Here is a 26,216-nt window from a genome sequence, read left to right as displayed (position 1 = left end):
TCTTATGAAAACCAAGGTATCTTTCGTCCTGTTCCTCAGTTTTTTCCTCGCAGCATCAGCTCTGGCCGCCGAACCGACGGCGCAATCGGTCAATGATTCGGTCAACATGACATGGGTGGCCATCGGCACTCTGCTCGTCTTTTTTATGCACGCCGGTTTCGCGATGGTTGAATCTGGCTTTACGAGAGCTAAAAACACGTTAAACATTTTAATGAAAAACTTTCTGACGGTCTCTATCGGCTCCATCCTTTATTTCTTCGCCGGATACGCATTGATGTTCGGGGACAGCGCTGGCGGGTTCATCGGCACAAGCGGTTTTGCTTTAGCAGGTGATCAGGATGTCGGATTTTTCGTCTTTCAGGCCGTGTTTGCCGCTACGTGCGCGACCATTATTTCCGGCGCTGTCGCTGAACGGATGAAGCTTGGCAGCTATATGATTTTGACGCTGTTTATGACCGGTCTCATCTACCCGGTTGTCGGCCATTGGACTTGGGGGGAAGGCTGGCTGTATGACCTCGGATTTGTTGATTTTGCCGGATCTGCGATCGTTCACATGACAGGTGCTGCGGGCGCGGTTGCGGCTGTCATCTTTCTCGGGCCGCGGATTGGAAAATATGCAAACGGAAAGGTCAATGCCATTCCAGGACACAGCATTCCGCTGGGCGCACTCGGCGTCTTTATCCTGTGGTTCGGCTGGTTTGGGTTCAACGGCGGAAGCACGCTTGCGGCTGATCCCGCCGCCGTCCCGCATGTCATCACCACAACCCTTTTAGCCGCGTCGGGCGGAGTCGTCAGCTCGGCGCTGTTCACTTATTTCCGCTACGGCAGGATCGACCCTTCCCTGACGCTGAACGGCGCGCTTGGCGGCCTTGTCGGAATTACCGCGGGCGCGGACGGCGTTTCATTTACAGGCGCGATATTAATCGGATGCATCGCAGGTGTCATTTTAGTTGTCGGCGTTCAGTTTATCGATCAGGTGCTGAAACTTGACGATCCCGTCGGCGCCATTGCCGTTCACGGTGTTTGCGGTGTTTGGGGGACGCTTGCAGTCGGGCTTTTCAATACATCGAGCGGTCTCTTTTACGGAGGAGGAGCCGCACAGCTCGGCATTCAAGCCGTCGGCATTTTGGCGATCGCAGCCTGGACCCTCGCTGCTACATCGGCTGTCACTGCAGTAATGAAAGCTTTCACTCCGATCCGGGTATCAAAAGAAGAGGAAATATCCGGACTCGATTATGCCGAACACGGTTCTTCGGCGTACGAGTATAAAGAAAGCTACATCGAACAGGGCGATGTTGACGTCAGCTCCGCTTTCGGAACCGATCTTGTCTCACGGCTCAACAATTTAAAGCCGGGACCGTCTTCCAAAACAGAACAGGTTTGACTCTCTTCCATCCAGTCTGCCGATCATTGAAATCAGCGGCGGTGTTCAAATAACGCCGCCGTTTCTTTTGCCAAAACGCAGAACACCCGGCTTATGCCGGGTGTTTTATGTTATTCCTCAATATCAATTCGATAATTCTCAAACCAAGTATGGATTTGGGCAAGGTGTGCGATCAACTGCGGTCCCTTCATCAATTGTCCGTACCAGGGAACTTGAAATGATGCGCCCTCCGTCTCAATCAGCCGCTCCAGTTTTTTCTTGTCTAAGAAAACATAAAGCGCCGAGTCTTTTTGCTCCAGCAATGACTCCAGCCAACGAATGACGGCTTTCGTATAAGCGGGGTGGTGCGTTTTCGGATATGGACTTTTTTTGCGATACAGCACTTCATCAGGCAAAATGCCTTCAAGAGCCTTGCGGAAGATGCCTTTTTCACGGCTGCCATGCATTTTGACATCCCACGGAATATTCCAGACATACTCGACAAGCCTGTGGTCCGCAAACGGAACCCTGACTTCGAGGCTCGCCCCCATGCTCATTCTGTCTTTTCGATCCAAGAGCGTTGTCATAAACCAGAGCATATTTAAGTAAAACAGCTCTCTCCTTCGTTTCTCCGCACCCGTTTCTCCTTCAAGCAGCGGTGTTTCTTTAACCGTTTCCTCGTATTTCGCCTTCACATATTCGCCGAGGTTCAGTTTTTTCTGCCAGCCGTCCTGCAGAAGTGCGATCCGTTCTTCCATTGATCTCATCCATGGGAAACCTTTCACATCTTCTGCCGAATGGAACCAAGGGTAGCCGCCGAAAATTTCGTCCGCGCATTCCCCGGAAAGACTCACGACAAAGTCCTTTTTAATCTCGCGGCAAAACCACAGCAAAGAAGAATCGACATCAGCCATCCCCGGCAAATCACGGACCAGTACGGCTTCTTCCAAATAAGCGGCCAGCTCCTCTTGGGAAATCACGCAGTTGTGGTGAACCGTTGCGAATGCATCGGACATTTTTTTAATCCACGGGCCGTCGGCGTTTGGCTGAAATGAACTTGACGTAAAATATTGTTCATTGTCTTCATAATCGATCGAAAACGTATGAAGCGGCCCCTTCCCTTCTTCCTCAAAATGCTTGGCGGCCGTTGCGGTAATGGCGCTCGAATCAACCCCTCCTGATAAAAACGTGCAAACCGGCACATCAGACACAAGCTGCCTTGTGACGGCGTCCTGAAACAGCGACCGCACATTTTCCACCGTTTCGTCAAAGCTGTCGGTATGCTTCTCGCTTTTCACATTCCAGTAGCGCCAAACCGTTAAACCGTCTTTTGAGAAAATCATCGCATGCCCCGGGCGGATCTCTTTTATTCCTTTAAAAACACCGCTCCCCGGCGATCGCGACGGCCCGAGGCCGAAAATTTCGGCCAGCCCTGAACGGTCGACCTTTGCTTTCACTTCCGGGTGAGCGAGAATCGCTTTGATTTCAGATCCGAACAGAAATGATGAGCCCTGTTCGGTGTAAAAGAACGGTTTAACGCCGAGCCTGTCGCGTGCCGCAAAAAGAAGATCGCGCTTTTCATCCCATACCGTAAATGCAAAAATTCCGTTCAGCCTGTCGATGCATTCCTCTTTCCATTCCATGTATGAATGAAGCAAAACCTCTGTATCTGAGTGGCTCTTGAATTGATGCCCCCGCTGCCTAAGCTCTTTCCGCAAATCCTCCGTATTATAGAGTTCGCCGTTATAGCAAATCGTATAATCGTATCCTTGGTGTGTGCGGGTCATCGGCTGTCTGCCGCCTTCCAGATCCACAACTGCCAAGCGTTTATGTCCGAATAAAACATGGTGCTTTCCCCAAATATTCGTATCATCAGGTCCTCTGTTCGAAAGCGTATCAGTCATTTTCGCTATGACAGACTGCTCCTGAACAAGCGGCTTCTTAAAATCGACCCACCCCGTTATTCCACACATTGTCGATCAGCTCCAATTCTAATGTTCTTCCTCTGCTTTAGGCTTCACTTCCTTTGTCACTTTACCTATTTTATGCACCTTAAAATAATAGTTGAATTGTCCAACAGAGTCTTGTATGAGACAAGCCCGTTTTGGAAAAAACGAAATAAGAAAGGAGACCGCCCATGGACACCGAACGCCAAAAACGAATTTACGCCGAAAAGCGCAAATGGATTTACGGCAAAATTTTAATGGAAGACGGGATCTGCCTGATTGAAAACGAAGAAGGAGATCTATTTTTGGTTGAAAGCCTGAACAGTCCCGGAGTTTTCATCAGCATAGACGGAGAATGGCAAAAAGCCGAACTGTTTGATCAATTCGCCGTCACGGAAAAGCCGGAGACCGTGAAGCTGACAGGCGGAGAATCGATCCGTTATCTGAAAACGGTAAAACAGGCATTTCTCGAATTTTTGAACGATCTGGAAGACGGACAGTTCTATTCTTTTTTGGATCAGCTGAACAACCTCGGCTTTTCCATCTTTGACTGCGTCTTCGCCTATAACGGCTTGAGCTTTTGGCCCGGGAAAAAGGATGTGAAGGGCGTTTCGTTTTATCAATTTTCTCATGATATGAAACAATGCGCCCTGCAGCATCATTACGAACGAAAAGAGGAATGGAAGGACAGATTCGAATGGACCGCTTCAGACGGGGAACGAATCGTGATGATTTCAACCTTCAAGCCGCCGACATAAAAAGACACCAGTTCTCATAAAGAACCGATGTCTTTTAATTAAAACACTTTAAAGCCGAGTGGAAGACGGAGCCCAAGCACAACCGTCAAGAGCAGAACGACAATAAAGCCGATCCAGATCCCGGTGGCCGCTTTTCCGTTTTTCCTGCGAATTAAAAGCATTTCCATGAATCCGATGGTGATGAGGCCGAGCAAGGCCTTCGCTATGTATTCTCCGTTCCATGCCGTGAACTTTAAAAAGAGCTGCGCCCCGGTAATGATAACGATAATATAGAATAAGCGGAGAATCATATGTGTAATTTTTGCGCCTTTGCTGTTTCCAGATGAGTAAAGTCCGTAAGCAACGAACACTAAAATGAGCGCGATCACCCAAGACGTGATATGCATATGCGTCATATTCATTTTTCCCCCTATCAAATCAGGTATCGTTCTTATCTTATCATGAACCGGTCCATTAAACAAAACAATGTGAACGCTGTCATTTCCGCAGCAAAAAAGACGCTGAGATCATTCATCAGCGCCTTTTTCATTTATTTGCGTTTGTTCTTTTTCATGCTTTTCGTTATCTGTTTCCACCGCTTTTTTTCCTGCTGCGCCGCCCGTTTATCCGTTTTTCTTTCGAGGTATTCGAGCTCTTTTTTTAATTTCAGGTAGCTTTGGAACCGGCCGGCATCGAGTCTGCCGTCAGCCAGCGCCTCCTGCACGGAGCAGCCGGGTTCTGTTTGATGCATGCAGTCTGAAAATCGGCAGTTTTTTGCAAGCTGGTCAATATCGCTGAAGCTCTGTCTGAATCCTTCTTCCGATTCCCAAAGCTCCAATGCCCGCATCCCCGGCGTATCGATTAAAAGTCCGCCTTCAGGCAGCAAGAACATTTCCCTGTGTGTCGTCGTATGCCGCCCTTTGTCGTCATCTTCACGGACGGATTGGACCACCTGCCTGTCTTCATTCAGAAAAAAGTTGATGATCGTTGATTTGCCAACGCCTGACGACCCTAAAAGGGCGACGGTTTCTCCTTGTTTCACATACGCTTTCAACTCATCCATCCCATTGCCTTCATGAGCGCTGATGACATGAATCGGCACCCCGAATGCCACGGATTCCGCCTGGCGCACCTTTTCTTCAATCCGGTCAGCGATGTCGGCTTTGCTCAAGACAATGACGGGATTGGCTCCGCTTTCCCAAGCCAGCAGCAAATAGCGTTCGATTCTTCTCACATTAAAATCCAGACCGAGCGCATTGACGAGAAAGATCGTGTTGACGTTTGCTGCGGTGATCTGTTCCTCTGCCGGCTCCCCCGCCGCTTTGCGCGAAAATTTGCTGAACCGGGGAACGACCTCCGTGATCATCCCTTTCTTTTCGCCACCGCGTGGGCGCATATACACCCAATCGCCGACAGCGGGGTAGTCTCCGCGGCTCTCCGCTTCAAACCTCAGCCTGCCTGAGATTTCGGCCAGCCATTCTCCCTCTTCCGTCCATACCCGGTACAACCTTTTATGCTCAAGGGCGATCCTCCCTAAAATCAGACCTTCCTCGTCCTTTAAAGCTTCCATGATATATTTGATGCCTAATGCAGATAAATTCAATGTGGTTTCCTCCTAAAGATCTGATGATTTTTCAAACAAAAAAAGAGCCGCAAATACACGGCTCTCTCAACATATAAACACTCCATGAGCCGCTTCGACAGCCCATGGAAATATCACCAGATCCATTTGAAGAATACCAGTCGAAATATTACATGGGCTGTGCAATGATCGTTTGTTGGGCAAAAAAGACAATATCCATTCTCATCACACATCCCTCATTTCTAAAAAGTTTGACAGCTTCATTATATGCTAAAGCCAATCTTTTGACAATCCTTTATTTCACTGGATTGGAAAGCGTTTCAGCCAAAACTCTGCCTGAACCTTCCTTCGAGATCCTCCTTTATCAGGCAGGGATAACATTTCACCCAGTGTCTCAAACATGCCGTCCTTTGCAATCATTTTACAGATCGGCTGAGCGGATTGTCTGTCTTCCCTTTCATTTTAGCCAGTGATTTTATTGAATATGAAATCACTGGTAAAAAATACGATTAAACCAACCATTAAAATCAAAAATGAAATATTAAATCCTGATTCTATAAAAAATGAATATGCGGAACTTACCGATAAAGCAATCATATAAAAAACAAATCCTACTTTTGTCGCTTTTTCAGTACTTTTCTTTTCCTTTTCCGTCATTTTTCTAAAGAACAATTTCTTTCCTCCCAAACATCAATCATTATTGATAAACAATCTGCGAGCAGCCATAACACATGTCGAAAACAGGCTGTGTACTTGCCGTTGATTCGAAAAATAGCCCCCTGGCAATCTCGCATATTTTTATAAAAGTTTTTTATTTCACTGGATTGGAAAGCGTTCCGATCGGTTCGATCGTAATGTCGACTTGATCGCCTTTTCGGAGGAACTTTGGCGGATTAAAGCCTTTGCCGACTCCTGACGGCGTACCGGTTGCGATAATATCCCCCGCTTCAAGCGTCATTCCTTTAGACAGCGTTTCGATCATGTCCGCAATCGGAAAAATCATGTCCTCTGTGCTGCCCGACTGGCGGAGTTCGCCGTTCACTCTCGTCTCCACCCTCAAGTCGCCTGCGTCTTCAATCATTGATTTATGTACAAGAAACGGCCCCATCGGGCAAGTCGTATCAAGGCTTTTGCCGATAAAAAACTGCTTGTGCCTCTTTTGCAGATCGCGCGCCGTCACATCATTGATGATCGTATAGCCGAACACATAGTCGAGGGCTTCAGCTTTCGGGATGTTCTTTCCCGTTTTGCCGATGACAACCGCGAGCTCGCCTTCATAATCGAGCGCCTCTGTCACGCCTTCGTGGGCATCAATCCCTTCCATGTGGCCGATAACCGAAGTCGGCGCTTTTGTAAACACCATGATATGTTCGGGAATATCTGCTTCACTTCCCATTTCAATCGCATGATCCCGATAATTTTTTCCGATGCAGATCACGTTTTTCCGCGGTTCGGGAATCGGCGCAAGCAAATCAACGTCTGACAGCGGATAAATATACGAACCGCTCTCTTCGCTGTTTTTCTTTTTTGACCATTCCACTAGCTGTTCGACATGGCGGACAAACTTCTCTCCCTCGCTTACGCATTCGATAAGCGTTTCAGGTATCGTTTCAAGCTCAAACAGCTTTTTTTCCGCCTTTTGCAAATCCATTATCTTCTCATCCATGACAAGCCCTACAAATGTACGGCTGTGTAGCTTTGCTGTCGCAAACTTCATAAATATTCCCCCGCAGTATGATTTAAAACTATTCTACATATTCTCTAAAAAAACGAAAATTCCTTTTCGCTTTCTGCAAACAGCTTCGAAAGTCCCGGGCGTTCCTTCCCGGAAAAGAAAATGGCGGCTCACCATGCAGTAAGCCGCTTCTCTTATTTTTTTCGGTAGATGACTTCGGTCAGATTTCCGTCAGACCATTTTGTAATGGTTTCATAGCCGCCTCGTTTATGATGGTGAGTCTTCTTGCAGCGATGATGATCGGGGCGTTTACTTCTGCATTTATCCCGTTTTTTGCAATCGTGAGGCTTTTTGCTTTTATCCGGTTTTTTACAGTCGTCAGGTTTCTTGCTTTTGTCAGGCTTTTTGCAGTCATCAGGTTTCTTGCTTTTGTCGGGTTTCTTGCAGTCATCAGGTTTCTTGCTTTTGTCGGGTTTCTTGCTTTTGTCGTGCTTGCTTTTATCCGGTTTTTCATGGTCGTCATGCTTCTTGCTTTTATGATGTTTTTTGCTTCTGTCCGGCTTGATCCCCCACCAAAGATCCCAAATGTTATGCGGACGCCGCTCTTTTCCCGAGCCGGCGGATTCTTCGGGTTCCCGGTCTAAATAATGGTCTCTGCCTTCGCTCTTCAGCTGATCTACCGCCTCTTTAATGTCATGATCATGGACACCACTCATCTTGTAACCTCCTGTTCTTCCTTTTTTATGTCCTGATTTATCATACGCACCGTAAAGACAAGTGTACTGAGGCAAATGACTGTTTTTGTTCAAACTTAGGCGGTCCGCTTCCGGGACTGGCTGTTTTCACATATGATATGTCAGCTGAAAAAGGAGGAAATGATGATGAGTGCCACTGCCTTGCCGGCCTTCAGGCTGCACATTCATCCGAAGCATCTGCTTGAGTTGAAAAAAGACGTCTGGAGTGATGAAGCCGTTCCGGGCATGCTCTTGACCGGTTCAGCAAAGACGCCTGTCGCAGTGTCATACAGAGGGGCCCATACCCGCAAACTGACAAAGAAGTCCTATTTCATTCAATATCCGGACAGAAAAGAAAAGGCTGAAGAAGCTGCGTTTCATTTGAACGCCGAATATCACGATCCGTCTTTCATCAGAAACAGGCTATCCTTTCATTTTTTTGAACAAATCGGCGTTCTTGCGCCGGCAGCATCGCACGCTTTCCTTTATCTCAACGAAAAAAAAGAAGGCATCTATTTAAAAATCGAATCTGTTGACGATCATTTCTTAAAGAGGAGAAATTTAGAAAGGGGGGCCATTTATTATGCCGTTGATGACGATGCTAATTTTTCTCTGCTGAGCTCCTTCGATAAAAAGGCTAAGCAAAATCTCATGCAGGGATATGAAAGAAAAACGGGGTCAAGCCGCCACGATGATTACCTCCAGGAATTTATCTACTTTATTAATACCGCAAAAGACGACATATTTGAAAAGGAAATCAAACGCTATCTCGATGTCAAACAATATTTGCTATGGCTCATCGGCGCCGTCTGCACCCAAAACTTCGACGGCTTCGTCCATAACTATGCGCTTTATTTAAACGATCGCACAAAAACGTTTCAAATTATTCCATGGGATTATGACGCGACATGGGGACGGAATATTCACGGGGAAGAAATGGAACATAACAGGATTCCGGCGAAAGGCTATAATACACTGTCTGCGAGACTGCTCGACATCCCGGCTTTTCAGTCCCAATACTTCAATTTAATGAAAAACGTCTTGCACCGCCAATTTACAATCAGCCGGCTTTCGCGGTTTGCGGTAGACTGGCATGAGACAATCGCGCCTTTTCTTGAATATGATCCTTATACAACCGTCACATACAGCCGACTCGAAGATGAGCAAAAACAAATTTTCCATTTTATCGAACAGAGGAAGCGGTTTCTGCTTTTCGAGCTTTCCCGATTATAAACGGGCGCTCTCCTTCAAAAAAAATGTCACATTTTTTGTCATATTGGCGAAAAAAATCCCTTTAACACAAAATAAGGTATACTAGCAATATCAAGGAACATCATTGCTGAATACCTGAAATCACCGACTCAAAATACAAATCGAAAGTTGGAGACTGCCATGATGAACAATAAAATTGAAGCAAAAAGACTGGCCTTATTTGAAGCTGCCGAAAAATTCGGCATCAACTCCAAAGAGGCCATTCAATGCAGTCAGGAATTGGACAACTTGCTGAACCAACGAATGCAAAAGGATGAGAACTGCGTGATACATGCGGAAGAAAGAAAAGGCCGCCATACGTCATGACCTCCGACTGCAAGCTGCGCCTGATGCCCGGCCTTCCCTCTCCTCCGTTTCCTCATCCAATGATTTCAGGTCGCAGCTTTGGCTATTCGGCCATTGTTTTTTGAACATAAATCACCGTGCACACACCGTAGGCAAGAATGACCGAAGGTGTAAAGGACTCTTGATACGGAATATAAACAAACCCGTTCAAGAATAACAAAAATCCGCTGTTCAAAAAGAAATACCCTGCGATTTTGGCCAGCTTATCCTGATCCCTTACTCTTTCCCGGCGAAATCCCCGCAATATCCAAGTTTGTTTTTTTATTCCGACTGCATAGGCTGCTGAAAAGAACAGCAGGGCTGCAGCGATTGACACCGTATTCAATTGAAAATACATGTCTCCTCCCCCTTCCCTTATCGCACCGTTTTTCTTATTCATACGTTTTCCAATCTGATAAGTTTCACCCGCATGTGATCAGCACTCACGGCAAAACCTCTTTTTTTATCACAAAAGCGCCTAATCAACATAGGATATGGTGTATAGCCCATAAAAAACGTGTGATTACTTAAAGGGTGTGCCATCATGCCAGCTATTGTCGGAGCTTTTAAAGTAAATGCCGTCGGTACGAGCGGCGTTGTTCATGTCGGAGACTGCATCACGATTTCTCCTTATGCAGAAGTTAAAACATTCGCAGGCGCCGGCAGTTTCAATACCGGAGACGGACTCAGCGTATATAACCAGAACAGCATCACCAACACATATGACAACGATTTGATTGATCAGCCGCTCGCAGGCAACCTGTAAGGAGGTAGGGGCATGAATTTTTATATCAACCAATCGATTCAAATCAACTATTTAAGAGTCGAAGGCATCAGCAACTCTTCCGTCTTGCAGATCGGGAGCGCGGGCTCCATTAAAACACTTTCCAACCTTTATAATACAGGGAGCTACACGGAAGCAGCCCCGCCTGTCGCCGGCGGCGAAGTTTTTGACGACGCTTTTGAAGACGGGACTCAACCAACTCTCGTTCCTCTTCATGCTCCTTCTGTTACAGTACCATAGGATACACGGGGGTGTAATCTCATGAAACAAAGCAATCCACAGAACTGGTATGGGTATTTGCAGCAGCAGGATGCGCAAATCCAGCGCCTCGAAAGGCAGATTGCCGCATTGCAGTCGGAATTGAACCAGCTGAAAGAAAATCCCGGTACCCGGATTGACCGGATCGAATACAAATTTGATCAATTAAAAATTGAACGCTTGGACGGAACGCTCAACATCGGGCTTAATCCGACAGATCCTGACCAGGTGGAAAACTTTGAAATCAGCCAGCAGCCGCCGGGTATCGGAATGCTGCAGCAGGAACTCGACGGCCAGCTGATGCAGCAAACGAGACAGCTCGTCGATGCCTACTTAAACGAAGAAACCCCTCGTTTGCTGGAACAGCTGGAAGACCGGTATGACAGTAAACTGGACGATACAAACCGCCACCATATCATCGAAGACATCAGAAAGCAAATCGACAGCCGCATCCGCTATTACGTCAAACATGTGCAGCCTGACGAAAACATCCAGCCCCGCGAGCATGCAGAACGGCTGGCCGATTATGTGAAACGTGATATCGCACGGGCAATCGAACACTTTCTCAAATCGATTCCTGACGAAATGAAAGGAAATGAAAACACATGAATTTTACCGTTGTGAACCGCTGTTTGGATGTAGGTAATATTAACATTACCGGGGTTTCAAGCTCATCTGTTTTTTTAATCGGAGATACAGAATGCATTTCCCTGTCATCAATTTTTGATACACCGCCTGAATCTCTCATTGTCGGGCCGTTTGTCCCGCTGGCGCCGGAATCAAGATGATCAGAACGTCAAAAGTAAAGTTTTTGAAAGTTCATTCAGTAGGGATCACCAGCACGCTGCAAATCGGGGATGTCGAAGAGATTATTCCTAAAGTGAAAATTCTCGCTGTTCAGCGCTACCTTTCACTTTTTTTCGGAAATGAAGGCTCATTTAATCAGGAAGATTTCCCTCTCTTTCAGCAGCCGATACCACATTTATTACCGGAAACCGGCGTCTCATCAGCTTTTTTCCATGAGGTTCCCGTCATTCGAGTCAGAGCTGTAAAAATTGCCGGGGTATCTTCTTCTTCAGTTTTTCAGGTTGGTTCGACGCGCCGCATGATTTCCGAGGCGAGAGTCAAACATATCAGAAAGCTTCCTCCTGCAAGGAACTCACAATAACCGCCCGGCCGACATATACTGGTTCAGAGACTTCTATAAAGGATGTCGATCAATCATGCCAGCCATTGTCGGACCCATTAAAATCAATGAAATCTCAGGAGGAGTAGTGAATTTCGGCGATTCTTTTTATCTATCTCCAAAAAGCTCTTCAAAGTCTGCACTCGGTTCTGGTGCTGGTAATACTGGAGATTTCCTTATCGTCAACAATGGTATAAACGCGACAAATTATATAGACCCGGATGTAAGCGACCAGAATGTTGTCGGAAATGCATAAAGCAGCCTCTTCCACTAGAAGAAGGCTGCTTTTTGGTTATCAGGTTAAATCATTTCAAGCGATACAGCTGTGCCTTTGCCGCTCGGTTCAGCCGGATGGACAATCAGCTTCTTCGGCAGCCTGGCCCGAAGTTCCTGAACGTGGCTGATCACACCGACCGACAGATTGTCAGACTGAAGCTTCTCCAATGCGGTCACGACCGTATCCAGCAAATCCTGATCAAGCGTGCCAAACCCTTCGTCCAAAAAGAAGAATTGGAGCGGATACTCTCCGCGAAGCTGGATCTGTGCCGAAAGTGCAAGCGCAAGCGCCAGTGAAGTCAGAAACGTCTCCCCGCCTGACAGACTCGTAACAGGACGCTTGACTCCGCCGTTGGCATCGTCCCTCATCACAAAACCGCCTTCTGAGTCGACTTCAATCGCATACCTCTGTCTTGTCAGTTCGCCGAGTCTTGCAGATGCGTCTCTTGTGACGCTTTCAAGCTGCTCTTCTGCCAAGTATTCAACAAAGCTGTTTCCTTTAAAGACGGCTTGGAGTTTATCAAGACGGTCGATGTATGTCTGCCATTCAGCCAATGATGCTTCAAGTTCCTTAAACCTTTTATGGTTCTCGCGGATGACGGCGAGAGCTTTGCCGGCCGCGCCCCTTTCTTCCAAGGCTTTGCTGAATGCCTCCTCAGCTTTGTCCTTCGTGACGGCGGCTTTTTCCCAACTCTCCTCAGAAACCGATCTCCCATCAAGCTTTTCCGTAATCCGCTTGATATTGGACTCGCACTGTTTTGTCTGATCCCAATGCATTTGAATGTCTTCTTTCAGCCGGGCAAGATCATCGCGGTCTAAAATGCTCGCTTTCACTTCAGAGGCCTTTTCAAACGGTGTACCTCCGGATTTTTCCTGCCAGATGTCCGACGCTTTCGCAAGCCTTGCTTCCGCTTCACGCAAAGCGAGCTCACACCCTTTTGTCTGTCCTCTTAAACGGCTGACTTCGGATTCGGTCTCTTTGAGCCGTCCGTAAAGCGTCTGTTCCTGCTCATGCAGCTTGGCCAATTGCGTTTTCACGTCTTGAAGCTTTTTGTCGATCGCAGCTGTATCGGGATAGCCCATCAGCTCTTTTTGATAATCGTTTATTTCTTTATTAAGGCTTTCAACTGCATAGCGGAGGTCGAGCTTTTCTTTATCAAGCGCAAACAAGCGCTCGGTGAGCTTCTCTTTTTGCTGTTCATGTTTTGTGAGAAAGCCGACGCTCATTTCGATACGCTTTTCGAATTCCTCTGCGGCCAGATCTTTTTCTTCAATCGTTTTTTGCCATTTTTCAGCCTGTTCATAAGAGAGGCCGTCGAATTGTTCGCCGAAGCTTTTTCCGCGTTCATTTAACTGGTCATTTAATTCGCGGACGCGGTTTTGAAGCCTGTTACGCTCCTTTTCTTCATGGCTGAGTCGCTCGCTGATTTGGTCGCGTTTCTTGCAGAGCTCTTTATATGTGTGAAGGAGCTTGGACATCCTGCTTTTTGTCTCTGCGAGATCCTGTCTGATTCCTTTCCATTCAAAGCTGATGCGGTTGTACCGTTCGGGAATGGTGCCTTCTTCTATCGATGCAGCGGTTTCAGGCAGTTCATGTTTGCTCTTGACTAAAAACGGGCATTCGCTCACCAGGTGGTCGGATTGCTGTTCGAGTGCCACTTTGGCCGAGAAAAACTCCTGAGCCAGCGCACCGGCTTCAGCGATGATGGCTTCCGTTTTCTCCAGTTCGGAATCCGCCTCTTTAAAGGACAGGCTTTCTATGCCGACGCGGGCGGGCATTTCATGATGTACAGATCCGCAGACCGGACAAGGCTCTCCGTCTTTGAGCTGCTTTGCCAGTTCGATTGCCAGCTGATCACGGTTTGCCTGTTCCCGTTTTGCCGCAATCTCTTCTTTTTTTTGAGATGCCACACGGATGGTCTCAGAGAGCGATCTGTCTGTTTCGCAAACGAGCGCGTACGCTCGTTCGACAGCGGCAAACAATGCCTCGATGCGTTCGGTTTCAGCTTTTACCTTTTGATCCACCGCTTGCTGTTCTTGCTGGAGCTCTTTAATCAGCGTCTCCTGCTGACCAAGCCGTTCCTTTTCTAAAGCGGCATCGTTGTTAAGCTGTTGAATGTGAAAAGCAAGCTGATTGGCATTTCGGCAGTTTTTACGCTCTTCGCTAGATACCTGGACAGATTTCAGCTCCGCTTTCAGCTGATTCTGCTTGGCTGTCCCGCGTTCAAGCAGACTTTTCACCTTGGCCAGCTCGTCTGCCGCATGCTTGATTTCCTCTTCTTTCAAACGCTGTTCGCGCTGCTTCTTCTCGGCCTCGGCCTGTGCGGCTAGCCGCTTGTTTTCAATTTCCTTCAAAGCGGTGAGCTGTTCTTCTTGCTTGAGAAGCTCCGGTTCCTTTTCATTTTTAAGACGCCTGAAATCCTCGTACTCGCGCTCTGTTTTTTTATGAAGCTCTTCATATTGTTCTAATTGTTCCCGCGCTTGTTTTTCTTCCCGGTGTGCGCGTTCGGCATCTTCCCGCGCTGCCAGCAAGGCGTCTGCATAAGGCTTGAGCGTATTTGCCGTTTCGGCGAGGTGCAGGCGGCTTTCTTTTTCCCGAATCTGTTCCTGTTTCTTTAAAAGCTCCGCCTCTTTTTTCAGATAGCTTTCTTTTTCCTGCTGCAGATTCCAAATCTCCTGATACTCCGCAAAGCGCTGCGCTTCTGCGTCTCGTTCGCGCTTCTTGCTTTGCAAAAGGCTTTCAGCTTCTTCGAGATGCTGTTCCGCCTGTTTCAGCGCCTCTTCCCCCGCATCGCCCAATCCAGCCTGCTCGGCAAGCATCTCATTTTTTCTAGCCTGCGCTGTTTGCGCCTGTTTCTTCAGTTTTTTGACGAGCCTGTCCCCGTATTGTTCGAGGTTGAACAGGCGCTGAAGCATCTGCCGCCGCTCCGCTCCTTTTAAGGAAAGAAATTCAGCGAATTTACCTTGCGGCAGGACGACTGCCCTTGTAAAATCGTCGATCGTCAAGCCCAACAGCTCTTCGATTTTCCGGTTTACTTCATTCGCTTTATCGGCCAGAACGATTTGTTCCTCTTTCATTTCAATGAAGCGGCAGATCGATGTTTTGACCTTGACGGCATCTGTCCGCTTAAAGACCCGTTCCACTTTATAAGCCGTCTCATGGCCTGTCTGCAGCTTAAACGTAAACGATACGGCAAGCTCATCTTCGGCATGATTCAAAATACCGTGCGTATTATTGGCGGCCCGCTCCACCTTCCCGTACAAAGCGAGAGTCATCGCGTCAAGAATCGACGACTTGCCGCTTCCGGTCGGCCCGAAGATACCGAATACACCGGCATCGCACAGGCGCTCAAAATCGATCACCTGCTCCTGCCTGAAACTGTGCAGCCCCTTAATAGACAAAGAAATCGGCTTCATGTTTCATCACCCTCTTCCTGTTCCGATCCTGCGGCGAGCTCCAGAAACAGTTTGACGGTTTCCTCATCGGGAACCGCTCCACCGGTTTGTCTTTCATAAAACGCTATAAACCGTTCTTCAATCGGAACGTTTCTGGACCGGATCTTCTCTTCATCCGGGGCGGCTTCCTCAAAAACCGGACGAATATGGATGATGCCTTGATGCGCTTTTCTCAAACGGTGAATTTCTTCAATCGACAGCTGGTCTGTCAGATGGATTTCAAGGTCGATCCACGCGTTTTTGTCCCGCTCTTCCTCCAGCCAGCTGTATACTTGGGACATCCCTTTTTCCGCCTTCCATTTAACGAGCGGTTTTCCACTCGTCAAATGGACCTCTTCCCATGATGCCGTTTGACCGGGTGCGGCTTCGACAATGGTGACCGATTTTGCGTATCCCGCTTCAGAAAAGCTGTAGGCAAGCGGTGAACCTGAATATCTGGCAAGCGTGCGGGCCCGTTTGATCGTCTGCGGGCGATGAAGATGCCCGAGCGCCACATAGGCGGCGTTTTCCGGCAGGCTTTCCGCAGCCACCGTATATGCGCCTCCGACTTCGATCGGCCGCTCAGAATCCGTCTGGCTGCCGCCCGCCACATAAATATGGCTTGCCGCAATCTGCACCGCATCCTTTCTCGCCTTGCCGCACATACGCTGGAAGGTCTGCTTGATTTTCTCATCATACTGGTCGCGCAGCAGTTTTTCGTCAAATGTTTCCGACAGCACTTCATTCAGTCTGGACTCGGAAGGATAGGCGAGCGCTGCGACTGACAGGATCTCCCCACTAGAAGCGACTTCTATATCAACTGGCTCAGTCTTCGGGTACCCGATCAAGTGGATGCCATGGTCTGTCGTTAACGGAGAGGCCGCGGAAAGGCGGTCCGGATTATCATGGTTGCCGGCAATCACGACGACCGGACGGTTTCCTTTGTCAGACAAGGCGGAGAGGCTTTCATAAAAAAGCTGTTCAGCCAGTGCAGGCGGATTCACTGTGTCAAATGCGTCTCCGGCCATGATAACGGCGTCGATCTTTTCATCTTTTACGATCCTTGTGAGCTCTTCAAGAAAGTCCGCCTGTTCTTTCAGGCGGCTTCTCCCTTCAAGCGTTTTTCCCAAATGCCAGTCCGCTGTATGTAAAATTCGCATGTGTGCCTCACCTCTCTTTTCATTAAAGCTCCCCCCGAAATCGTCAGGGGGACGCCGGTTTCATATTAAAATAAGAGCACATGTCCTCCGTCAAAAAAGTACAGTGCACGCCCTTTGAGCGGCATTTTAATCATCGTTTCAACGGCTCGTGCATAAAGCTGAATTTGTGTTTCGTAACGCTTCCTTAAAATCGGTTCAGCCCCTTCGAATCCGTTTCGGTACTTTCCGTGTATCCGGTCGGTTTTGTAATCAAGAAGGTAAAAACCGTCCTCCGTCTCGAATAAACAATCGATAATTCCCTGTATCAATACAGGTTCGTCGGCTGACTCAAGACCAGGATAAACCTCTTTGGCAGACAGCGTCATGTTAAAGGGAACTTCCCGTTCGACGCGGCGGGCGCCGAGAAGCTTTTGTCCGATTTCCGTATCAAAGAATGCGAGAATATCGTCTTCCTCAATCGCTGCCCGCTGGTCTTCTGTTAATAGCTCTTTCTCAACAAGCCTGTCTAGGAGGCGGCTGAGCTCATTCATTTCAAGCGCACGGGTCAGCGGAATATGCTGCATGACGGTGTGCATCGCCGTCCCTCGTTCGGCCGCGGTCAGGCCTTTTGCCATCATAAAGGACGGCCGTTTAAACAGGAGAGCATCCTTGGTTGGTCGAATCAGCGAGCGGTCGCCGTACTCATCCTCATACTCCTTCTGCCTTTTCATTTCTGAGACAGACTGTTTTGTTCGGACTTTGGCGGCGTCTTTGTATGGATATGACCATGTCAGCCTTTCTCTGACTTGTTGCTCATACTCAAACGAACCATCGATCGGAAGCCCCATTTGAATTTGGGAGAGCCGGCCGTGTCTTTCTTCACCGGCCTGATCAATATCTTCTGCTTGAAGATCCGCGGCCGACAGCCAGCTGACCTGAAAGCGCGCCGGATGTTCACGGATCTCATCAATCACCAGCGGCGCGCCGGATTCATCCATATCTCTGTGTCTCATCAAAGCAGGTCCGATGAAATCCAGGTAAGATTTCGCCTGAAACCGTTCATAATCCGGAAGCAGCCACTCAGACCCCGCCGCTTGTGACCGCCAGTCGGCAAGCAGCTTTTCTTTATCCTTCGCCGTCCCGACCAGGTACAACTTTTCCTTGGCCCGGGTAAGAGCGACATACAAGACGCGCAGCTCCTCTGATAAAAGCTCGCGGCGGAGCTTTTTCTTCATCGCGATCAGCGGCAGCGTCGGATAGCTGATCCGCCACTTCGGATGAATAAACTTCGTTCCGAAACCGAGTTCTTTATCCAGCAGATAAGACTTGTTCAAGTCCATCATATTAAAATTCCGTCCGAGACCGGCGGTAAATACGACAGGAAATTCAAGCCCTTTGCTTGAGTGGATCGTCATCAGCCGAACAACGTCTTCCTGTTCGCTCAGAGCTCTTGCCGTTCCGAGATCATCACCCCGCTCCTGCATCCGCTCAATAAACCTTAAAAAGCGGAACAAACCGCGGAACGATGTCGCTTCATAGGATCTTGCCCTGTCGTAAAGCGCGCGCAAATTGGCCTGCCGCTGTTTTCCGCCCGGCATTCCGCCGACATAATCCAAATACTTCGTATCCCGGTAGATTTCCCAGATCAGCTCTGCCACAGAGTGGTTTTTCGCATACGCTCTCCACTTTTTGAGCAGGGCGTCAAAGCGGCGAAGCTTTTCGCTGAGCCTCTCATCGCCATCTGCTGCAGCAAGGTATGCTTTCATCGCTTCGTAAAACGGCGCTTTTTTATCCTTGATTCTGATCAAGGAAAGCTCATTTTCGTCAAGACCTACAACAGGCGATCTGAGAACGGACGCAAGCGGGATGTCCTGATAAGCATTATCGATGATTTTTAATAAAGACAGTGTGACCGATACTTCTGTCGCTTCAAAATAACCCGTTGAGAGGTTCGCGTATACCGGGATCCCCTGCTGTTTAAACTCGTCCATAATTTGCGGCGCCCAAGGCATCGACCGCAAAAGCACCACGATATCACGGTACTGGATGTTCCGTGACGCTTTCGCTTTGGCATCATATACTTGAAATTTTTCTGTTATCAGCCTGCGGATTTGTCCGGCCATCGCTCTTGCTTCAAGCTGGACCGCCTCAAGCTCTTCAGCCTCTTCATCCTGCGCGCCGCTCTGGTTTTCGATGAGCAGAAGCTCCGTTTTTGTCGCTTCGTTCGACGGATAAGACGCGCCAAGCTTCAATTCGGCCTGTTCGTCATATTCGACTTCCCCGACCTTTTCTCCCATGAGCTGCTTGAATAAAAAGTTCGTGCTGTCCAAAATATCTGAACGGCTTCTGAAGTTTTTATTTAAATCGATTTTTTGACCGGAACCCGAGCCATCGTCTGTAAAGCGTTTATATTTCGAAAGGAACAAAAGCGGTTCTGCCAGGCGGAACCGGTAAATCGACTGCTTGACATCGCCCACCATAAACAGGTTCCCCTCATGCTCCTCTTTGGCGACGAGCTTTAAAATCGCTTCCTGGACCAAGTTCGTATCCTGATATTCATCAACAAGCACTTCATGGAACTGATGGCGGTAAAACTTCGCCGCTTCGCTCGGCACGGCTTCGCCGGCTTGGTTTTTCCCGGATAAAATCGCAAGGCAGTCGTGTTCAAGGTCTGAGAAATCGACGATCGCTTTTTCCTTTTTCGCGACCGCAAACCGCTTGCCATACTCCAACACGAGCTGGACGAGCGTCTGAATGACCGGCTTCATTTCCCTCAAGCTCTCAAGGTGCTGCTCGGGAGTTCGCGTAAAATAATCGCTTTTCAGCTTTTCAAGTTGCTTTTTCGCGCTGTTGCGGAGATCTGCGGCCTCATCAACCAATCGAGGATCGTACGCATCTCCTTTGCACGGCTTCAATCTTTGAAACGAAACGGCCGGTACAAGCTCGTACAGAGCCGAAAAATCATTCTGCTGCTGAATCAGCCTGTCAATCTGCGCTAAATCATCGAGGAAATTTTCGGCGCGCGGCGCAGGCCCCCCTGGCTGCTTTGTCAAATCAAGCGCACGCGTCAGCTTTTGCCGCATCCCCTCCAGAACGAGTGCGATGTCTTCTTTAATGTAAGAATAAAACGGCAGAGCCTCAACTTTCGTATCCGAAGCCGCGTCATACAGATCAACAAACGTGTGAAGCCAGCCTTCCGGATCGGGATGCGAACGGGAAAACTCGTAGACCCGCTTGACGAGATGCTGCAAATCGAGGTCATGACGGTCTGTCGTATATCTGTCCACAAGTTCAAAAAAAGCCGGATCTTGCTTTTTGTATTCTTCTTCAAACAGCTCGTCCAGCACCTCATCGCCAAGCAGCTCGCCTTCCGTCTGATCGGCGATCCGGAAAGCCGGATCAACATCGATCAAATAATAGTATTTGCGGATGACTTGAAGACAGAATGAGTGCAATGTTGATATGCTCGCTTTGTTTAATAAAGCAAGCTGTCTGCGCAAATGAAGCGATCCCGGATTTTCGGCAAGCTCTTTTTCGAGCGCTTCGCCGATCCTGTGCTTCATTTCAGCCGCAGATGCATTCGTAAAGGTGACGACAAGCAGCCTGTCGACATCTACGGGATGTTCCTGATCCGTTATTTTCCGAATGATCCGCTCAACCAGCACGGCCGTTTTTCCGGAGCCGGCCGCTGCCGCAACTAAAATGTCCCGGCCGGATGAGACGATCGCCTTCCATTGGTCATCAGTCCAATTGCTGCCCTTCGGTTTAGAAATCTCCATCTGTCTCATCCTCCTTTTTCAGCCGCTCCAAAATCACGTTGTCTTTTTCGGGTTTTAATATCCGGTATTCGTTTTCCTCAAGCGATTCGTCAAACTGGCAGAATGACCGGTACGAACAATATGTGCACGGTGTCCGGTCTTTTAGCTTGTAAGGCTCGATCGACACTTTACCGTCTGTGATCTCCTCACCGGCCTTCTGAAATGTCCGGCGGATATGGCGCCTTAATACATGAAAATCCTCTTCTGCAATAACGTCAGAATCCGAACGGAGCGAGCCGTCTTTTTTTAAGCCTGCGCTGATCATGTTCGACCTGCCTTGTTCCAGCGTGGTATCCATCAGCTTGACCGCTTCCTGGTCTCCCAAGAGCAGCCCTTTCATCTTGAACTTTTTGAAAATCTCTTTTTCTATTTCATCAAGGCCGAGCGGCACCGAAGCCTGGATCATCGGATCGTGCACATGAAAATAAAGCACGCCTGCAGGAGATGCCTTCATGCCGAGCCAATCGGTTGAATGTGTGATCGACAAATCGAGATATGTCAGCATTTGCAGGGCGAGGCCGTAATACACCTCGGCCAAATCGAGGCCTTTATCGCTTGATTTATAGTCGACAATCCTAAGCAGCAGCCCTTTTGAGCTCTCCGCTTTATCCACTCTGTCGATCCGGCCGACAAGCTCCATTGTGCAGCCGTTCTTCAAGGTAAAACGCATTGGAGGAAGCGGACCTTTCCCCCCGAATCCGAGCTCGATGCCGACGGGGGCAAACCCGCTTGCTTTTGCATGCTCGCTTAAAATGCCCGATACCCTGGCAATGATTTTTTGCAGCTTCTGCTTCACGTAATGATGACGGTTCGAACTGAGCAAAATCTCTTTTTGCAGCTTTGGCGCGAGCCGTTCAACTGCATCGCTTGACAAAGTCTCGCATTGGGCTTTCGTTAAGTCGCGCCAATCCAGTTTAAGCTCGTGAAGCCGATCTGAAATCAGCTTCAGCGCCGAGTGGAACAGCTGACCGATATCCGGAGCTTCAAGCTTGAAAAATTGACGTTCCTTCAGCTTTAAACCGTGCGAAGCAAAATGGGAAAACGGACAGGCTTTGAACGTCTCCATCCGCGACACGCTTCCCTGAATGTGCTCCCCATATAAATCGCGGCTCACATGCCGGTTCAAGTTTTCGACCTTGTTTCTGAAAAACAGGCTGGACAGGATATTTTGAGAAAAGATGCGGTCAGGCTCATTCATTAAAAAGTTGTATGTACTCCACCATACATCGCTGATCGCATACTGCCTCGTCCAAATGCCGAGCTGTCCTGCCAAATGGCTCAAGGCGGCGCCTTTATTCACGAGAAATTCAAGCTGGGCTTCGTCGTCCAGCTGCTCGGGTTCATGAATCAGCATCTTCTCTTCGCCGTCCGGGAACAGCTCATTCAGCCGTTTCACTACTGTTGAAGGAAGCAGCGTCTTCCCTTCCGAATCTGCGATCGGATAGGAGACATAGAGCTTTTCAGACGGGCTGGAAAGCGTCATGTAGATCAGAAAATTCTCATCCAAGAGCTGCTCTCGACCCGTCGCAGCCAGCTGTGCGCCGTTTCGTTTCAGCCACTCCCGGTCATCGTCTGAAAGCACGCCGTCGTCCGCAGGCCTCGCCGGAAGTATACCGTCGTTTACACCGATGAGAAATGTGCATTTCGTGCCGTACATCCTTGAAAGGTCCATATTGCCGATAAACACTTGATCAAGAGCGGGCGGAATCAGCGCGAATTTCAAAGACTCCAAGCCGGTTTCAATCATTTGCTGAAATAAAGCAAACGATATCCGCTCTGTGCCCATCATTTCAACAAACTCGTCCAACAGTTGAATAACGGCATCCCATACTTGCTCATGCTGGCGCGACTCTGCAATCCTACCGCTTTCTTCGGCCAGCCGCCTTTCCTGTTCAAGCTTCATCGGAACATCGGCTTCTTCAAGATAAAGGTAAACGGCTTCGGCCATTTCCCTGACGGTTTCAGCTTTTTTCAAGCGCTTCTGCAGCCTGTGGATCGGTGGAACGATCCAGCCCTTTAGTTCATTGAGCATATTTTCCGTTTCAATCTCTTTGTCTGTCTTGGCAAAATCCTCATCCAGTGAAGCGTACCTTCTGTAAACAAACGGATCTTTGCTTGTCCATCTGTCTCCTTTAATGCCATACGCAATACAGTAGTTTTCAAGCTGGTCAATCTGTTCGCGCAGCCGTTCCTTCGGCTGTCCTTCCGGGAATAAAAGTTCCGTTTTGACACAGCGGAACACCGCTTCATACCGCCAGTTTCCTTTAATGATATCAAGCGTCGAACGGATCAGCTCAATGAGCGGATGATTTTGCATCGATTCCTTGCCGTCTATGAAAAAAGGAAGTTCACAGTCTTTAAAAACTTCTTTTATCGTATCTTTATAATCTTCAACATTGCGGGCAATAACGGCGATATCCCTAAGCCTGAAGCGGCCCTGGCGAATTAAAGAATGAATCTCGCGCGCAATTCCTTCAATCTCGGTTCTTCTGTTCGACGCCTGCATGATGCGGAGCGATTCCGTCCGTCCGCGATACGGTTTTGCAGAGCGCTCGTCAAAATAGCGTTCAAGGTGCCGGAGCTCCGAATGTTGCTGGTGCCGTTTCGTTTCTTCCAGCCGCACTTCTGACGGATCAAGGCCAAGTTCCTTCGCCTTCTGGTAAAGGTCATAGTACGCCTTCCCGGTCATTCTGAACAGATGGAGCTCATTCGGGCTGTTGGCCGTAAACGGCTGATCCGCCGTCAGCGAAAAAGTGATCTCCTCCGCATGTACCATCAGCTGTTCCAGCACGTTCATCTCCTGTGGCGTAAATTGGTGAAATCCGTCCACGTAAACGGCAGCGTTTCTAATCTCATCCGCATACGGAATCTGCTCGGCCAAAAGCGTCAAATAATCCTCAGATTGAACATATTGATTCTCCAGATTTTCCTCAAGCTTGCTGTATAAAATATATAAGTCGTGCAATTTATCGGAAAGGATCCGTTCATCTTCGTATTCCGATTTGCCCGTCCCCTCTATCATGTCCCGGATGCTTTCAGGCTGCAGACAATGCCGTTTAAATTCGGTCAGCATCCGTTCCACCTGCTCCGTAAATCCGCTTTTATCGCTTGCGTTTTGATAGACTTTAAACTCGCCCTTATGCTCTTCAATCAGTCTCCGCAGCAGCATCTGAATGCCCGTCCCCGTCAAAAACGGCCGATTCATGCCTCCGGTATGCTGGAGCACTCGCCAGGCAAGCCTTGAAAAACTGTACACTTGGGCGCGGATAGTTCCGCCCAAATCGGGTGTTTTGCTAAGCTCGTATTCCATTAAAAACGTCATTTGATCCGGGACTAGAAAAATGATCGGTTTTCCGAGCGGTTCATCGCGAAGTTTTTCTCTGATTTCATTCAGGATAAAGGTCGTTTTCCCACTCCCGGATCTGCCTGATAAAAATACTGCTCCCACTAAGCTCGTCTCCTTTCTGTTTCTTACTCTTTATTCTATCGAAACATCTGCAAAATAACCATTCTCCAAAACTGGGAAAAAACCGTATGGGCACTTGCACCCCATACGGCTATTTTTGCTTGAACTGCACAAAAAACAGCATCAAAAACGAGATGATCGCGATAGAGGCGACCCACATCCATGCCAGCGTCATATTTCCCGAATCGATCGCCAAGTATATCGCCGTAGGCACCGTCTGCGTCACCCCCGGGATGATACCCGCAAACATCAGCGTTGCGCCAAACTCGCCAAGCGCCCTCGCAAAGCTGAGCACAATCCCCGTCATGATTCCATTTGATGCGAGGGGAACGGTGACAAAGAGGAACACCCTCCACTCGCTTGCTCCATCAACCCTCGCGGCATCCTCGATATCGCGGTCGACACCCGAAAATCCTGATTTTGCTGACTGATACATTAACGGGAACGCGACAACCGCAGCAGCGATCACGGCTGCCCACCAGGTAAAAATAACCGGTGCTTGAAATACGTTTTCTATCAAGCGTCCGATCACGCTCTGCCTTCCGAAGATCACGATTAAAAAGAATCCGACAACGGTCGGCGGCAGAACGAGCGGTAGCATCATTACCGTCTCGATAACGGACTTGCCTTTAAAGTTTCTGTTCGCCAGGAGCCTCGCCGCAGCAGTTCCAAGCAAAACTGCGATGATGCCCGCTGCGACTGATACTTGAATTGAAATTTCAATCGGGGAAAAGAATTCCTCAAGCATAACGGCGGTCAGCCCTTCTTAAATCCGTACTTTTCCATTGCCTTAACGGCTTGGTCGCTTTGCAGGAATTGATAAAATTCCTCAGACTGTTCCCTGTGCTTTGTATTTTTTACAATTCCGAGCGGGTAGACAATCGGTGTATGCAGATCGCTTTTCGCCGTCTCGACAGTCTCGACCTGATCTGATGAAAGGGCGTCCGTCCGGTAAACGATTCCGGCATCCGCGTTGCCTGTTTCGATATAAGAAAGGACCTGCCTTACATCTTTGCAGTAGACGATTTTAGATTGCACTTTAGACCATACGTCAAGGTTCGTCAACGTTTCTTTTGCGTATTTTCCGGCTGGCACTGATTCGGGTTTGCCGACCGCAAGTTTTTCAATTTTGCCCTCCGCCAAATCTTTGAAGCTGTTGACATGCTGATTTTTCCCTTTCGGAACGATCAGCACCAGACTGTTTTCGACCAGCTTGACAGAGTCTTTTTTGTCAATTAACCCCTGATTAACTACTCTATTAAATTTGTCCTCGGCGGCAGAAAAAAACAAGTCAGCCGGAGCGCCCTGTTCGATCTGCTGCTGCAATGCACCCGATGAACCAAAATTAAACTTTATGGAGACATTCGGATGATCTTTCTCATATACGGAGGAAAGTTCCGCTAATACATCTTTGAGACTCGCAGCCGCGGAAACCGTAATTTGAACTTTTTCAGACTTCCCCTTGGCTGATCCCCCTTTTTCCGCCTGGCAGCCGGCGAACAAAACAACCGACATCAATAAAGCCACGGCCGTCAATATTACCTTTTTCAATAGTCTCACTCCATTTTGATATGTATGTCATTAATTCGGCACTAACAACCATTTTACGTCAAACTTCATTTTTTTAAAATAGATTGTGCTCACCGCACATCATTTTGACACATGTTCGAGGCTCAACCTTCCATAGGCACATGCATGCAAGCACATACATATAATGACAGGACGTCAAATATAAAGTGTTGAGGTGAAAAAAATGTGGTATGTTCAGCCGTATCTTCCCGCCTATCCCGCCAGGCAAAACGACAGGCTGATCAAGGATCTTGAAAAAGCGGTAAACGGAGAGCACAGCGCGGTCGTCTGCTATCAAAAAATCGCCCAAAAGGCGCCGGATTCCGAAACAAAAAAGCGGATTTTAGAAATCAGACAAGATGAAATTCGCCACTTTAATGCGTTCCTAACATTTTATACGTCTCTTACCGGCCGAAAGCCTGACATTTCCATAACTGAGCCTTGTCCGGAACAGTATCGAAACGCGCTGGAGTTCGCATTTAAAGACGAACAGGAAACGGTTGATTTTTATTTGGACATCGCAGACTATGTGAAAGACCGGGCGATACGGGAGGCGTTCAAGCGGGCGGCAGCTGACGAACAAAACCATGCAGTCTGGTTTTTATACTTCTTAACAAAGAGATGATCCGCCTTGATCAATATACCCTTATAG

24 protein-coding genes are annotated in these 26,216 nt (G+C 48.3%); 11 read left to right on the top strand and 13 right to left on the bottom strand.

The window, feature by feature from the left end; translation table 11 throughout:
• Positions 1 to 4: 4 nt before the first annotated feature.
• A complete protein-coding gene (locus tag M1D59_RS06065; RefSeq protein ID WP_020450885.1) occupies positions 5 to 1,384 on the top strand; it encodes an ammonium transporter in 1,380 nt (459 codons plus the stop codon).
• 110 nt (positions 1,385 to 1,494) lie between these two features.
• Here M1D59_RS06065 and asnB read toward each other — a convergent pair whose 3' ends face one another.
• Entirely contained in the window at positions 1,495 to 3,336 is a 1,842-nt protein-coding gene (gene asnB, locus M1D59_RS06060; RefSeq protein WP_458117877.1) for an asparagine synthase (glutamine-hydrolyzing), read from the bottom strand.
• A 164-nt stretch (positions 3,337 to 3,500) separates the two neighbouring features.
• Here asnB and M1D59_RS06055 point away from each other — a divergent pair, with 164 nt between their 5' ends.
• The gene (locus tag M1D59_RS06055; protein ID WP_458117876.1) at positions 3,501 to 4,067 is read left to right on the top strand and encodes a DUF2777 domain-containing protein; all 567 of its coding nucleotides are present in this window, start codon (positions 3,501 to 3,503) and stop codon (positions 4,065 to 4,067) included.
• 38 nt (positions 4,068 to 4,105) lie between these two features.
• Here the strand turns inward: M1D59_RS06055 and M1D59_RS06050 are convergent, their stop codons facing one another.
• The 5 genes from M1D59_RS06050 to cotG form a co-directional block, all read right to left on the bottom strand.
• Positions 4,106 to 4,462 (bottom strand): YisL family protein, encoded by a 357-nt coding sequence (locus tag M1D59_RS06050; protein WP_011197750.1) that lies wholly within the window; start codon positions 4,460 to 4,462, stop codon positions 4,106 to 4,108.
• A 134-nt stretch (positions 4,463 to 4,596) separates the two neighbouring features.
• Positions 4,597 to 5,649, bottom strand: coding sequence for a ribosome small subunit-dependent GTPase A (gene rsgA, locus M1D59_RS06045; RefSeq protein ID WP_020450882.1), 1,053 nt, complete (start codon positions 5,647 to 5,649; stop codon positions 4,597 to 4,599).
• A gap of 441 nt (positions 5,650 to 6,090) precedes the next feature.
• The gene (locus tag M1D59_RS06040) at positions 6,091 to 6,300 is read right to left on the bottom strand and encodes a hypothetical protein (RefSeq protein WP_023856615.1); all 210 of its coding nucleotides are present in this window, start codon (positions 6,298 to 6,300) and stop codon (positions 6,091 to 6,093) included.
• Between the two features lie 139 nt (positions 6,301 to 6,439).
• Complete coding sequence (locus M1D59_RS06035; RefSeq protein WP_020450879.1) at positions 6,440 to 7,345, bottom strand: fumarylacetoacetate hydrolase family protein; 906 nt, start codon at positions 7,343 to 7,345, stop codon at positions 6,440 to 6,442.
• A 152-nt stretch (positions 7,346 to 7,497) separates the two neighbouring features.
• Positions 7,498 to 8,019, bottom strand: coding sequence for a spore coat protein CotG (cotG, locus tag M1D59_RS06030; RefSeq protein WP_245117979.1), 522 nt, complete (start codon positions 8,017 to 8,019; stop codon positions 7,498 to 7,500).
• A 165-nt stretch (positions 8,020 to 8,184) separates the two neighbouring features.
• Here cotG and M1D59_RS06025 point away from each other — a divergent pair, with 165 nt between their 5' ends.
• Positions 8,185 to 9,270 carry a CotH kinase family protein gene (locus M1D59_RS06025; RefSeq protein ID WP_025811689.1) on the top strand — a complete coding sequence of 362 codons (1,086 nt, stop codon included), beginning with the start codon at positions 8,185 to 8,187 and terminating at the stop codon, positions 9,268 to 9,270.
• Between the two features lie 162 nt (positions 9,271 to 9,432).
• Positions 9,433 to 9,615 (top strand): aspartyl-phosphate phosphatase Spo0E family protein, encoded by a 183-nt coding sequence (locus M1D59_RS06020; protein WP_020450876.1) that lies wholly within the window; start codon positions 9,433 to 9,435, stop codon positions 9,613 to 9,615.
• An 82-nt stretch (positions 9,616 to 9,697) separates the two neighbouring features.
• Here M1D59_RS06020 and M1D59_RS06015 read toward each other — a convergent pair whose 3' ends face one another.
• On the bottom strand, positions 9,698 to 9,991 hold the full coding sequence (locus tag M1D59_RS06015) for a DUF3784 domain-containing protein (RefSeq protein ID WP_105979077.1): 294 nt from the start codon (positions 9,989 to 9,991) through the stop codon (positions 9,698 to 9,700).
• 186 nt (positions 9,992 to 10,177) lie between these two features.
• Here M1D59_RS06015 and M1D59_RS06010 point away from each other — a divergent pair, with 186 nt between their 5' ends.
• From M1D59_RS06010 to M1D59_RS05985, 6 genes are read left to right on the top strand one after another with little or no spacing between them, the layout of a single operon-like run.
• Positions 10,178 to 10,399: a spore germination protein gene (locus tag M1D59_RS06010; RefSeq protein ID WP_458117875.1), complete on the top strand. Its 222-nt coding sequence runs from the start codon at positions 10,178 to 10,180 to the stop codon at positions 10,397 to 10,399.
• A gap of 12 nt (positions 10,400 to 10,411) precedes the next feature.
• Complete coding sequence (locus tag M1D59_RS06005) at positions 10,412 to 10,657, top strand: spore germination protein GerPB (RefSeq protein WP_039072656.1); 246 nt, start codon at positions 10,412 to 10,414, stop codon at positions 10,655 to 10,657.
• A gap of 21 nt (positions 10,658 to 10,678) precedes the next feature.
• On the top strand, positions 10,679 to 11,284 hold the full coding sequence (gene gerPC, locus M1D59_RS06000; RefSeq protein WP_039072655.1) for a spore germination protein GerPC: 606 nt from the start codon (positions 10,679 to 10,681) through the stop codon (positions 11,282 to 11,284).
• Positions 11,281 to 11,463, top strand: coding sequence for a spore gernimation protein GerPD (locus M1D59_RS05995; RefSeq protein ID WP_105979078.1), 183 nt, complete (start codon positions 11,281 to 11,283; stop codon positions 11,461 to 11,463). The genes gerPC and M1D59_RS05995 overlap by 4 nt, the downstream gene beginning before the upstream one ends.
• Positions 11,460 to 11,843 carry a spore germination protein GerPE gene (locus M1D59_RS05990; RefSeq protein ID WP_105979079.1) on the top strand — a complete coding sequence of 128 codons (384 nt, stop codon included), beginning with the start codon at positions 11,460 to 11,462 and terminating at the stop codon, positions 11,841 to 11,843. Before M1D59_RS05995 ends, M1D59_RS05990 begins: the two co-directional genes overlap by 4 nt.
• Positions 11,844 to 11,898: 55 nt before the next feature.
• Positions 11,899 to 12,117 (top strand): spore germination protein, encoded by a 219-nt coding sequence (locus M1D59_RS05985; RefSeq protein ID WP_016885923.1) that lies wholly within the window; start codon positions 11,899 to 11,901, stop codon positions 12,115 to 12,117.
• 44 nt (positions 12,118 to 12,161) lie between these two features.
• Here the strand turns inward: M1D59_RS05985 and sbcC are convergent, their stop codons facing one another.
• The 6 genes from sbcC to modA all read right to left on the bottom strand — a co-directional run bounded on the left by sbcC (position 12,162) and on the right by modA (position 25,510).
• Positions 12,162 to 15,554 (bottom strand): exonuclease subunit SbcC, encoded by a 3,393-nt coding sequence (gene sbcC / locus M1D59_RS05980; RefSeq protein WP_145624383.1) that lies wholly within the window; start codon positions 15,552 to 15,554, stop codon positions 12,162 to 12,164.
• Positions 15,551 to 16,732 carry an exonuclease subunit SbcD gene (gene sbcD / locus M1D59_RS05975; RefSeq protein ID WP_458117874.1) on the bottom strand — a complete coding sequence of 394 codons (1,182 nt, stop codon included), beginning with the start codon at positions 16,730 to 16,732 and terminating at the stop codon, positions 15,551 to 15,553. The genes sbcC and sbcD overlap by 4 nt, the downstream gene beginning before the upstream one ends.
• A gap of 65 nt (positions 16,733 to 16,797) precedes the next feature.
• Positions 16,798 to 20,490 carry a helicase-exonuclease AddAB subunit AddA gene (addA, locus tag M1D59_RS05970; RefSeq protein WP_458117873.1) on the bottom strand — a complete coding sequence of 1,231 codons (3,693 nt, stop codon included), beginning with the start codon at positions 20,488 to 20,490 and terminating at the stop codon, positions 16,798 to 16,800.
• Complete coding sequence (gene addB / locus M1D59_RS05965; protein ID WP_458117872.1) at positions 20,477 to 23,977, bottom strand: helicase-exonuclease AddAB subunit AddB; 3,501 nt, start codon at positions 23,975 to 23,977, stop codon at positions 20,477 to 20,479. Before addB ends, addA begins: the two co-directional genes overlap by 14 nt.
• Positions 23,978 to 24,086: 109 nt before the next feature.
• Positions 24,087 to 24,743: a molybdate ABC transporter permease subunit gene (gene modB, locus M1D59_RS05960; protein ID WP_025811698.1), complete on the bottom strand. Its 657-nt coding sequence runs from the start codon at positions 24,741 to 24,743 to the stop codon at positions 24,087 to 24,089.
• Positions 24,744 to 24,751: 8 nt separating this feature from the next.
• The gene (gene modA / locus M1D59_RS05955; RefSeq protein ID WP_043054577.1) at positions 24,752 to 25,510 is read right to left on the bottom strand and encodes a molybdate ABC transporter substrate-binding protein; all 759 of its coding nucleotides are present in this window, start codon (positions 25,508 to 25,510) and stop codon (positions 24,752 to 24,754) included.
• A gap of 238 nt (positions 25,511 to 25,748) precedes the next feature.
• Here modA and M1D59_RS05950 point away from each other — a divergent pair, with 238 nt between their 5' ends.
• The gene (locus tag M1D59_RS05950; RefSeq protein ID WP_025811702.1) at positions 25,749 to 26,189 is read left to right on the top strand and encodes a ferritin-like domain-containing protein; all 441 of its coding nucleotides are present in this window, start codon (positions 25,749 to 25,751) and stop codon (positions 26,187 to 26,189) included.
• Positions 26,190 to 26,216 lie beyond the last annotated feature (27 nt).

The sequence above is a fragment of the Bacillus sp. PK6-026 genome (genome assembly GCF_054161455.1).
The sequence above is the reverse complement of the archived record's forward strand: the minus strand, read 5'-3'. Positions and strand labels throughout refer to the sequence as shown.

Excerpts from the sequence above, each read along its gene's own strand:
- M1D59_RS06065 (WP_020450885.1), top strand. The coding sequence starts at position 5 with ATGAAAACCAAGGTATCTTTCGTCCTGTTCCTCAGTTTTTTCCTCGCA.
- asnB (WP_458117877.1), bottom strand. The coding sequence starts at position 3,336 with ATGTGTGGAATAACGGGGTGGGTCGATTTTAAGAAGCCGCTTGTTCAG.
- M1D59_RS06055 (WP_458117876.1), top strand. The coding sequence starts at position 3,501 with ATGGACACCGAACGCCAAAAACGAATTTACGCCGAAAAGCGCAAATGG.
- M1D59_RS06050 (WP_011197750.1), bottom strand. The coding sequence starts at position 4,462 with ATGACGCATATGCATATCACGTCTTGGGTGATCGCGCTCATTTTAGTG.
- M1D59_RS06035 (WP_020450879.1), bottom strand. The coding sequence starts at position 7,345 with ATGAAGTTTGCGACAGCAAAGCTACACAGCCGTACATTTGTAGGGCTT.
- cotG (WP_245117979.1), bottom strand. The coding sequence starts at position 8,019 with ATGAGTGGTGTCCATGATCATGACATTAAAGAGGCGGTAGATCAGCTG.
- M1D59_RS06025 (WP_025811689.1), top strand. The coding sequence starts at position 8,185 with ATGAGTGCCACTGCCTTGCCGGCCTTCAGGCTGCACATTCATCCGAAG.
- M1D59_RS06020 (WP_020450876.1), top strand. The coding sequence starts at position 9,433 with ATGAACAATAAAATTGAAGCAAAAAGACTGGCCTTATTTGAAGCTGCC.
- M1D59_RS06015 (WP_105979077.1), bottom strand. The coding sequence starts at position 9,991 with ATGTATTTTCAATTGAATACGGTGTCAATCGCTGCAGCCCTGCTGTTC.
- M1D59_RS06010 (WP_458117875.1), top strand. The coding sequence starts at position 10,178 with ATGCCAGCTATTGTCGGAGCTTTTAAAGTAAATGCCGTCGGTACGAGC.
- M1D59_RS06005 (WP_039072656.1), top strand. The coding sequence starts at position 10,412 with ATGAATTTTTATATCAACCAATCGATTCAAATCAACTATTTAAGAGTC.
- gerPC (WP_039072655.1), top strand. The coding sequence starts at position 10,679 with ATGAAACAAAGCAATCCACAGAACTGGTATGGGTATTTGCAGCAGCAG.
- M1D59_RS05995 (WP_105979078.1), top strand. The coding sequence starts at position 11,281 with ATGAATTTTACCGTTGTGAACCGCTGTTTGGATGTAGGTAATATTAAC.
- M1D59_RS05990 (WP_105979079.1), top strand. The coding sequence starts at position 11,460 with ATGATCAGAACGTCAAAAGTAAAGTTTTTGAAAGTTCATTCAGTAGGG.
- M1D59_RS05985 (WP_016885923.1), top strand. The coding sequence starts at position 11,899 with ATGCCAGCCATTGTCGGACCCATTAAAATCAATGAAATCTCAGGAGGA.
- sbcC (WP_145624383.1), bottom strand. The coding sequence starts at position 15,554 with ATGAAGCCGATTTCTTTGTCTATTAAGGGGCTGCACAGTTTCAGGCAG.
- sbcD (WP_458117874.1), bottom strand. The coding sequence starts at position 16,732 with ATGCGAATTTTACATACAGCGGACTGGCATTTGGGAAAAACGCTTGAA.
- addA (WP_458117873.1), bottom strand. The coding sequence starts at position 20,490 with ATGGAGATTTCTAAACCGAAGGGCAGCAATTGGACTGATGACCAATGG.
- modB (WP_025811698.1), bottom strand. The coding sequence starts at position 24,743 with ATGCTTGAGGAATTCTTTTCCCCGATTGAAATTTCAATTCAAGTATCA.
- modA (WP_043054577.1), bottom strand. The coding sequence starts at position 25,510 with ATGTCGGTTGTTTTGTTCGCCGGCTGCCAGGCGGAAAAAGGGGGATCA.
- M1D59_RS05950 (WP_025811702.1), top strand. The coding sequence starts at position 25,749 with ATGTGGTATGTTCAGCCGTATCTTCCCGCCTATCCCGCCAGGCAAAAC.